The following is a 577-nucleotide window of genomic DNA, read 5'->3' as shown; positions in this document are numbered from 1 at the left end:
ACACAGTCCATTATCACAATCACAGGATCAGCAGATCCAGCTTTTTCAATAACATAGCGAGGTGTGCATTATGTCGTGGGATCGGGTGGGCCGAGGAAGTGGACGACCTCGCAGCGGGCGACGAAGCCGAGTTGGGCGAGCGTGAAGATTCGATCTCGGTCGAGCGAGGGCTGGAAAGAGAAGTCGAAGCCGGCGAGCGTCTTGATCGTGGCCAGACGCCCCATGCGCAGTGCCGTCTTGATCCGGCTGTTCTCGCGCAGGGTCAACTCTTCCGAAAGGAGGATGTCCATGGCTTCGAGGGCGGCGATCTCGCCTTGCTCGAGCCGGCGCACGATATGATCGAGCGCTTCGAGCGCTCGTGGCATCTTCAGGCCGACGAGATCGTGGCGGATCCGGTCGATTGTGGATGGCGTGGTATCGAGCGCATTCGTCATGGACGCTGCTCCTTCGCCATCACCCGGGCGACGGCATCGTAGAAGGCCAACGGGCGCTGAGCGACCCTGTCGCCTGAGCCATGAAGGATGACCTCGTCGTTCCTCAGTCTTTGTCGGCGCTTGTGGACGTGGATGTTGCGATG

General features: G+C 60.3%; 1 pseudogene. It reads right to left on the bottom strand.

Features of this window, described 5'->3' with window-relative positions:
* Positions 1-83 precede the first annotated feature (83 nt).
* Positions 84-434 (bottom strand): annotated as a pseudogene (locus NKJ32_RS35725) (ATP-binding protein); the annotation flags it as partial.
* Positions 435-577: the final 143 nt, after the last annotated feature.

Origin of the sequence: Mesorhizobium sp. M0159 (genome assembly GCF_040322295.1) — a bacterium.
Classification (GTDB): domain Bacteria; phylum Pseudomonadota; class Alphaproteobacteria; order Rhizobiales; family Rhizobiaceae; genus Mesorhizobium.
Note: the sequence above shows the minus strand (reverse complement) of the source record. Positions and strands in the feature narration are given on the sequence as shown.